Source organism: bacterium, assembly GCA_016873475.1.
In the GTDB taxonomy this organism is placed as follows: Bacteria; Krumholzibacteriota; Krumholzibacteriia; order JACNKJ01; family JACNKJ01; genus VGXI01.
In genome coordinates, this window is record VGXI01000016.1 from 23559 (window position 1) to 31934 (window position 8376).

At 68.4% G+C, this 8376-nt stretch carries 4 protein-coding genes; 1 reads left to right on the forward strand and 3 read right to left on the reverse strand.

Annotated elements, in window-relative coordinates; genetic code table 11:
* The first annotated feature begins 88 nt into the window (after positions 1 to 88).
* Positions 89 to 1528, forward strand: coding sequence for a cytochrome C (locus FJ251_02865; protein ID MBM4116670.1), 1440 nt, complete (start codon positions 89 to 91; stop codon positions 1526 to 1528).
* A gap of 68 nt (positions 1529 to 1596) precedes the next feature.
* On the opposite strand, the gene FJ251_02870 is transcribed toward FJ251_02865, so the two are convergent.
* The 3 genes from FJ251_02870 to FJ251_02880 all read right to left on the reverse strand — a co-directional run bounded on the left by FJ251_02870 (position 1597) and on the right by FJ251_02880 (position 7781).
* Positions 1597 to 4356: a hypothetical protein gene (locus tag FJ251_02870; protein MBM4116671.1), complete on the reverse strand. Its 2760-nt coding sequence runs from the start codon at positions 4354 to 4356 to the stop codon at positions 1597 to 1599.
* Between the two features lie 73 nt (positions 4357 to 4429).
* Positions 4430 to 6169 (reverse strand): hypothetical protein, encoded by a 1740-nt coding sequence (locus tag FJ251_02875; protein MBM4116672.1) that lies wholly within the window; start codon positions 6167 to 6169, stop codon positions 4430 to 4432.
* An 82-nt stretch (positions 6170 to 6251) separates the two neighbouring features.
* Positions 6252 to 7781: a histidine ammonia-lyase gene (locus FJ251_02880; GenBank protein ID MBM4116673.1), complete on the reverse strand. Its 1530-nt coding sequence runs from the start codon at positions 7779 to 7781 to the stop codon at positions 6252 to 6254.
* Between the last annotated feature and the right edge of the window lie 595 nt (positions 7782 to 8376).

Here is an 8376-nt window from a genome sequence, read left to right on the forward strand (position 1 = left end):
ACGGGCGTTTACACTGGAATTTCAGGCTGAGTTTGCCTTGAATGGGGGGATTCCGCTACCCTGGGCGCCCCATCCCCGGAGGTCCTCGATGCGCCTGCGAGACCTGGCCGACAACTTCCGCGTCCTGACGCTCAGGAACATCAGCCACCCTCTGGGCCTCATTGGCATGATGGTGATGTACCTGAGCGGCATCCCCATCGTGCTGCTCCTGATCCTGGATTCGTTGGGCTTTCTTCACTCGCCCTACCTGGGCATCTACACCTTCCTGGTCCTGCCGGCCTTCTTCGCGCTGGGCGTCCTGCTCGTCGTCCTGGGCCGCTATCGGGCCCATCGCCGGGCGGCAGCCGGCGATGACCGTCCGCTGTATCCTTTCCCGCAGTGGGATCTCAATCAGCCTTCCGATCGCGCGCGCTTCCTGGTCGTGACGATCAGCGGCACGCTGCTGCTGCTCATCGTGGCCACGCTCAGCTACCGCGGCGTCGAGTTCACCGAGTCGGTCACCTTCTGCGGCAAGGTCTGTCATGCCGTGATGCAGCCCGAGAACACGGCCTACCTGAACTCGCCCCATGCACGCGTCTCCTGTGTGGACTGCCACATCGGTCCGGGCGCCGACTGGTACGTGCGTTCGAAGCTCTCCGGCCTGCGGCAGGTCTGGGCAGTGACCGTCGGCAACTACGCGAAGCCGATCGAGACCCCGATTCACAACTTGCGGCCGGCGCGCGAGACCTGCGAGCAGTGCCACTGGCCGGAGAAGTTCCACGGCGACAAGGTGCTCGTGAAGCGGCACTTCGAGGCGGACGCGGCGAACAGCGAGATCGTCAATGCGCTCGTCCTCAAGGTGGGCGGCGGCGGTCAGGAGTCCGGGTTCACCGAGGGCATCCACTGGCACGTGAATCTCGAGGTCGACTACGTCGCGGACGAGAAGCGGGAGGAGATTCTCTGGGTGCGCGCGCGCCGACCCGACGGCCAGGTCACCGAGTACTTCAAGGACGGCACCGAGCTGACCGCCGACTCACTTGCCGCGCGCGAAGTTCGCCGCATGGACTGCCTCGACTGCCACAACCGACCCACGCACACCTTCGAGGATCCGAACATCGCCCTCGACGAGGCGATCGTGGCCGGCCGCATCGACGACGCGCTCCCCTTCATCAAGCGCGAAGCGCTGGCCGCGATCACGGCCGAGTACGCGAGTCAGGAGGAGGCGGCAACCCAGATCCCGGCCCGGCTCGCGGCCTTCTACGCCGAGCACGCGGGCGACAGCTTGACGATCGACAGCGCCGCGGTCGCCGCTGCGGCCGCGACCGCCACCGAGATCTACAAGCGCAACGTCTTCCCTCAGATGAAGGTGACTTGGGGCACCTACGCGAACCACATTGGCCACGAGGTCTCGCCCGGCTGCTTCCGCTGCCACGACGACGCGCACACGAGCGCCGACGGCGCGACGATCAGCCAGGACTGCGACACCTGCCACACGCTGCTCGCCTGGGAGGAGCGCGATCCCGCGATCCTGCAGCAGCTCTTCCCCTAGTTCGGATGCAGGCCGGGGCGGAAGGACCGCCCCGCCCCGCGCCATGGGTGACACGCCTCGCCGGAAGGTCAGTGCGGCCCGCCCGTCGCGAAGCCGATGATGATCAGCGCGAGCAGCAGCAGCCCGAGCAGAAACGCGAAGCTGCCCCAGGCGTAGGCCAGCACCACCGCCCAGAGCGAACGGGCCTTCACCAGTCGCGGCTCGCCGCCCCCGGCCGTCAAGCGCGCCCACTGGGCCGGCCGCTCCGCCTGCAGTTCTTCCTCGCTGACCAGGCCGGTGTAGATGCTCACGTCCATGGGGAATTTCTCGCTGCGCATGTGCGTGTTGAAGAAATGCACGATGAAGATGAAGGCCGCCGCGAGCAGGGCCTCTTCCTTGTGCACCGTGTCGGCCAGCGAGACGGCACCGCCACCGAGGAGATTGCCGAAGAACTCCTCACGCCAGCGGATGAGGCCGGACAGGCCGATCACGGCCACGCCCCAGAACACGGCGAAGTAGTCGAACTTCTCCCAGTAGGTCCAGCGATCGAAGCGCGGCCGCTCGGCGCGACCGGCGAACCAACGGACGTGCTGCACGAAGTCCGTGAAGTCCTTCTTGTTCGGCACCAGCGAGTCGGGGCCGGTGAGCAGCCCGCGCCAGCCGATCCGCCGCAGCTTGAGCGCGAGCTGGCCCAGGTGCAGCGCGAAGTAGAGGCCCGTCACCGCGGCCGCCCAGTAGTGGAGCTGCTGCGCGGTCTTCAGCGAGATCAGGTTCTCGAGCACCCACTTGCCGGGCGCCGTCTCCACGTAGGACTGCGGCAGGCCGGTGAGGCAGAGCGCGAGGAAGCTCACGTTGACGAGGATGTGCAGGAAACGCTCGTAGGGGGTGAAGCGCCGGAAGTAACGCTTCTCCTGGCGCAGACGGGGCCGGATGCCGCGCTGGAACCAGAGCACCGTATGCAGGCCGAAGAAGCCGATCACGATGAGGAAGAGCAGCTTCATCGCCCGATCGGCGGCCGAGAAGGCGGTCTGGAAGGCCTGCTCGCGGCGACCGGGACCGCCCCGTGCCGAGTCGTCGAGCACGGGCGGCCCACCGGGGTGTTTCGCGCGCGCGTCGGCCAGCTCGGCGGCGCTCGGCTTGATCGGATGCACCAGGTAGCTGACGAAGTTCTCCTCGGCCTTGGGATGGCACTGCCGGCAGGTCTCGACGATGTGCCCCCGGTTCACCGAGGATTCGGACGACTCCGGCTCCTGGATGCCGTGGTGGCCGTGGCAGTTCGTGCAGACGGCGAAGCGCAGGCCCTCGGTCATCAGCCCGTAGAGCTTGCCGTGGTAGGTATCCTTGAAGCCCTGCACCACGTAGGGATTGATCTCGAAGCTGAGCATCAGGTCTTTGTTGGCGTGACAGCTCGAGCAGAGCTCCACGATGCCCTCGGGCGTGAACCGCGTCTCTGGCGAGATGACCTTCGTGTCGCCGTGGCAGCTGGTGCAAGTGGGCGCGGCGTCGATACCGGCGGCGCGCGCCCGGCCGTGGATGGACTTGGCGTAGGCGAGGTTCTGCTCGGCGTGACAGTTGGCGCAGTCGGGGTGGCTATCGCGTGTGTGCCCCTCGGCGTCCTTCACCTGCCAGTGGTAGACGTGGCACTCCGAGCAGTTGACGTCCGCCCCCTTCAGGTCCTTGTCCATGACCTTGCTGTGCGCGAGCAGCTCGCCCTTCTCCGAGCGCGTGTGCTCCCGGTGGCAGTAGTTGCACTTGTTGAAGATGCCGCCCGACTTGTAGACGACGGCGGCGATCGAGGTCATGTCCGTCTGGTGGCCGGTGTGGCAGAAGGTGCAGCTCACCTTCGAGACCGCCTCGCCCCGCTCCTTGTGCAGACTCGCGCGATGGCCCGGGTGGCAGCCGTCGCAGGTGCGCGAGATGTTGTCCGTGTGCACCTTCGACTTCGGGTCGGTCGGCTTGCGAATGGCGTGCGACTCGTGGCAGTCCACGCAGGAGGGCGCCCGGTTGTCGCCGTTCTCTTCCAGGCGCCGGTAGTGCGTGGAGTGCACGTAGGTCTCGATGTCCTTCTGGTGACAGCGTGAGCAGGTGAGGACGATCTCCTGCTTGAAGGCCGTCGCCCCCATCAGCTCCTGCTTGCCCTTGAAGTGCGGGTCGTGGCAGGTGACGCAGGTGGGGTACTTGCGCGGGTCGTCCTCGTAGCGCTGGGCGTGGTAGCTCGCGCGGTACTGCTGCTCCTGGGCGCCGTGGCAGCGTCCGCAGACGGCGACGTTGCCGCCGGGCACTTCGGCCTTGATCTGATGGCTGCCGTGGCAATCGCCGCAGCCGGGAATCTGGCCCGGGTAGTTCTTGCGCTTGAGGTGCTCGGAGAAGCGCTCCATCCAGAGGTTGCTGACGCGGTCGTGGCAGGTCGCGCAGTCGACGCCGTTGCCCGATCGCCAGTGCGGCGCGTCGTCGAAGTTGCCGCCGGCGTGACAGTCCGTGCAGTCGAGATCCGCGTGGATCGATCCCTTCAGGGCGTCAGGCGCGACATGGATCGCCCGCCCCGCCTCGCTCTTCATCCCGGGGTCGTCGTGGCAGTCGAGGCAGGCGTCGGCCTCGGCGGCGCGGAGAGCCGGCGCAAGGGCGAAGGCGAACAGGAGCGCGAGGCTCGCGAAGGGGCCGACTTGGCAACGCTTCATGCCGGAGCAGTCCTTGGCGCCCCCGCGGGTGAACGGGGGTATTTCGGGCGCCGGCTGCCAAAATACCCCTTCCCGCCCCTGATTACAACCAGAGCGAGAAATCTTCTTTGATCCTGAAACCGGACGCCAAAGGAAGAGCCCCCGAGCTGGGTCGGGGGCTCTCGTCGGCATCTCAGTGCTGCCAAGGGTGCAGTGTCTGGCGGGCGCTACGCCCGCGTCCGCGGCAAGTTCCCGGGGACGCCGATCATTTCAGGAGCAGGAGTTTCAGTGCCGAGAACTCGTCCGCCGTCTTCAGGCGGGCGAGATAGACGCCCGCGGGCAGGGGATTGCCCCGCCCGTCGCGGCCGATCCAGGTCGCGCGCTGCTCGCCGCCGGTCGCCGGCCCCTCGAACAGCGTCGCCACGCGCCGGCCCGCGAGATCGAAGATGTCGAGGCGAACGGGCGCATCCGCCGGAGCACTGAAACGCAGCTCGGTCGCCGGGTTGAAGGGGTTCGGCTGCGCGCTCAGCGCCAGGTTGGCCGCCGGCACTGCGGGCGCCGCCGTGAGATCGCCCTCCACCAGCATCAGGCGGATGTTGTCGAAGTAGGGCGCCTGGTTGCGCTCCTCCCAGTAGCCGAAGCCCCATTCGCCATACATGTCGACCACGCGCAGCCGCGCGGTGACAGCATCGATGTGCCAGAACTGCCCGCCCGCGGACTCCCAGAGGTAGTCGGTCACGTCCCAGGTGCTGGTGGTCCAGTCCTGGAGCTCCCCGTAGTAGACCGTGTTGTTGCTGTGAAAGGAGCCCGGGCAGGGCTGCCCTGTCAGGCGGGCCCCGATCTCCCAGGCGACGAAGATCAGGTCGCTGATGCTGAGGTCCCAGTAGATATCGGCCCGGAGGAGGACGCGCGTTGCCGGCCCGAGAGCGAGCGGCGCTCCGCTCCCATCCACGGCCAGAGGCGGGCTCTCGATGGCGTTGTCCACGTAGGGAGGACCCCGGACGATGCCGAACTCGTAGCCGGGCGCTTCATAGGCCGATGTGAGGCTGTCGAAGCAGGCCCAGACGAAGCTCTCGTTCACGGGATCGGCGTTGCCCTGGTAGAGGCCCTGGTAGAGCTGGGCGAAGTCGCCGGCAGCGGGATACGCGATGAGACTGAGCCGCGCGGGGACGATGCCGTCTTCGAAATCCGTGGCGAGGACCTCTTCGCCGTCCACGCTCACCCGGAGGTTGTCGATCCAGACAGCGCCGACATCCGAAAGATAGGAGCCGTCTTCATCGGACCAGCCGCCGTCGGATGTGAATCGCAGGGCAACCTGCGGACGCTCCGCCATGTCATCGAACTCAAGGGCGGGGATGCTGACGCTCAGTTCGCGAAAGGTGCGATCGCTGCCCGTATGATTGAAGAAGACCCCGTCCCAGCGAATCGGAGTCACCCAGACTTTCACGGCGACACTGAAGTAGTCGTAGTCCCCTCCCTCGAAGTCACTGCGGTAGGCGAGGTCAAGGCGCACACTGTCCGTGACTGGATGGCCTGTAAGGTCGATCACCACCAGTTGGTCCCAGTCGTTGCCGTAGCCCAGCGGATCCGCCCAGCAGGGATCGTCGCCGCCGCACCAGAGCGCGAAGTCGTTGTGCGTGTCGCCGGGGTCGAAGGGCTGGGCCGGGCTCATGTCCGTGCCCGTGCCCGCGCAGATCGCGGTGCTGGCGAGTTGCCAGTGAACCCCCTCGTCGGTCAGGTCCACCCCGTGCCAGCCGGCCGGGGCGGCCTCGCCGGCGGGGCCGTCGAAGGTGAAGCCGCGGGCATCCGTACCCGGGCTGCCCGGGCTGCCGGGCCCCTCGGCGGCGAAGAGGAAGAGCGTGTCGGTCCGGGCGCCCGCCCCCGGGGGCGGCAGTTCCTCCGCGGGGCGCGGTGTCTCACCCGCGCCGGATGCCAGCAGACCAACGAGCAGAGCCAGAGAAGCGAGGGCGAGCGGCGGCCGCCCCGCAGGGGTCCTACCCATCATCCACCTCCGAGCCAGGGGCAACGAGAGAAGTGTAGCCCCGACCAAGGGTGGGGTCAACGCGACGTCGGGGGGAAGCCGCTCGTCAGTAGGTGCCCAGCTCGCCCACCACGGCCTCGACGGCCTCGAGGATCTCGCCGCTTTTCACCAGCGCGGCCATCGCGTTGTGATCCGGGTAGAGCGGCCGGTCGACGTCCAGGAACTCCACGTGCTGGCGGATCACGGCGTGCGCGGCCCGCGTGCCCTTGCCGAAGCCGTAGCTGCGGAAGTCCAGCGCCTGCGCAGCGCCCATCAGCTCGATGCCCAGCACACCGCAGGCCGTGTCCACGATCTGCCGCGTCTTGAGGGCCGAGTTCATGCCCATCGAGACGAAGTCCTCCTGGTCGGCGGCGGCCGGGATCGACTGGTGGTAGGCCGGCGTCGACAGGAGCTTCTGCTCCACCACCTGCATGTCGGCCGTGTACTGGCTGAGCATGAGCCCGCTGAACATGCCGGCGCCCTTGGTGAGGAAGGCGGGCAGGCCGACGCTGAGCGCGGGGTTCGTGAGCCGATTCAGGCGCCGCTCGCTGAGCACGCAAGCCATGGTGATCGCCCCGCCCATGTGGTCGATCGGCATGCTGGCCGGCGAGCCCTGGAAGTTGGCGCCGGTCAGCACCACCTTGTCCGCGGGCAGGAAGATGGGATTGTCGCCCACGCCGTTCGCCTCGATGAGGAGCTGCTCGCGCGTCCAGCGCAGCTGGTCGCGCACGGCGCCGTGCACCTGCGGCGTCGAGCGCATCGAGTAGGCGTCCTGCACCTTCACCTTCTCCTTGCCCGTGAGCAGGTCCGAGCCGGCCATCACCCGGCGCAGGTTGGCGGCGCTGGTCACGGCGCCGCGGAAGCCGCGCAGGCTGTGCAGGCGCTCGTCGTAGGGCTTCATGTTGGCCTTGAGGGCCTCGAGGGTCATCGCCGCGGCGATGTCCGCGTGCCTCAGCCAGCGCTCGGCGTCGTGCAGCGTGAGGATGCCGATCGCCGTGAGCAGGTTCGAGCCGTTGATCGTGGCCAGGCCGTCGCGGGCCATGAGCCCCGGTACCGGGATGCCGGCCTTCTGGAAGGCGCGGTCGCTGGCCAGGCGCTCGCCCTCGTAGAAGCACTCGCCCTCGCCGAGCAGAGCGAGCGCGATCTGGCTCATCGGCGCCAGGTCGCCGCAGGCCCCCACCGAGCCCTTGACGCAGACCACGGGCGTCACGCCGCGATTGAGCATGGCGATCAGGGTTTCCGTGATCTCGAGCCGGCAGCCCGAGTGGCCGTGCGCATGGACCTTCGCGCGCAGCAGCATCGCCGCGCGCACGTGCTCGAGCGGCGCCGGCTCGCCGATGCCGGCGGCGTGGTTGTAGATGAGATAGCGCTGGAACTGCTGCACCTGCTCGTCGTCGAGGACGATCTCCGAGAACTCGCCGATGCCGGTGTTGACGCCGTACATGATCTCCCGCGCCTCGATGCGCTGCTCGATGAAGGCGCGGCAGGCGAGGATGCGGGCGCGGGCGTCCGGGTGGAGTTCGACGGCCTCGCCGCCGCGCGCAACGGCGACGATGTCTTCGATCGTGAGCTGAGAATCCGTGAGGACGACGGGCATCTGCTGACCTCCGCGACGGCCCGGCCCTTGGCCGGGAGCCAATGGCTGACGGGTTGATCGCGCCCACCCACCCCGCTCGGTCGGAGGTCCGACCCGCGCGACGACAAGATGGCGCGCAAGTCCGGCCGCGTCAATGGGGCGCAGGCGAGGGCACCCGCCTCGACTCAGCCTTCGGATTCGCTCGGCGAGTGCCCTCGCCCACACCTCAACGAAGTAGCACGAGCTTGCGCGACAGCGCGCCGTGCGGGCCGAAGATCCGCAGCAGGTACACGCCGGCTGGCAGGTCGACGGCGGCGAGGGCGAGCGCGGCTGTGCCGGCGGGGTAGTCGGCCGCGCCGAAGCGCGCCAGGCAGCGGCCGCGCAGGTCGTAGAGGGCGGCGCCGTAAGGGCCAGGCCGGTCGATGCGCAGCGCGAGGCGCAGCGGCCCCGCGGCCGGCAGCCAGGGATTGGCTGGGGCCTCGCTCAACGCGAAGCCCAGCGCGGGGGGCATGAGGAGGGGCGGCTCCGCTGCGGCGGGGTCGGCGTCGCTCCAGACCAGCTCGTCCAGCGCGATGAAGCCACCCGGGCCCTGGGCGCGATCCTCGATCTCGAGGTT

Coding starts and splice junctions, on each gene's coding strand:
- FJ251_02870 (MBM4116671.1), bottom strand. CDS start 4,356: ATGCCGACGAGAGCCCCCGACCCAGCTCGGGGGCTCTTCCTTTGGCGT.
- FJ251_02875 (MBM4116672.1), bottom strand. CDS start 6,169: ATGATGGGTAGGACCCCTGCGGGGCGGCCGCCGCTCGCCCTCGCTTCT.
- FJ251_02880 (MBM4116673.1), bottom strand. CDS start 7,781: ATGCCCGTCGTCCTCACGGATTCTCAGCTCACGATCGAAGACATCGTC.
- FJ251_02865 (MBM4116670.1), top strand. CDS start 89: ATGCGCCTGCGAGACCTGGCCGACAACTTCCGCGTCCTGACGCTCAGG.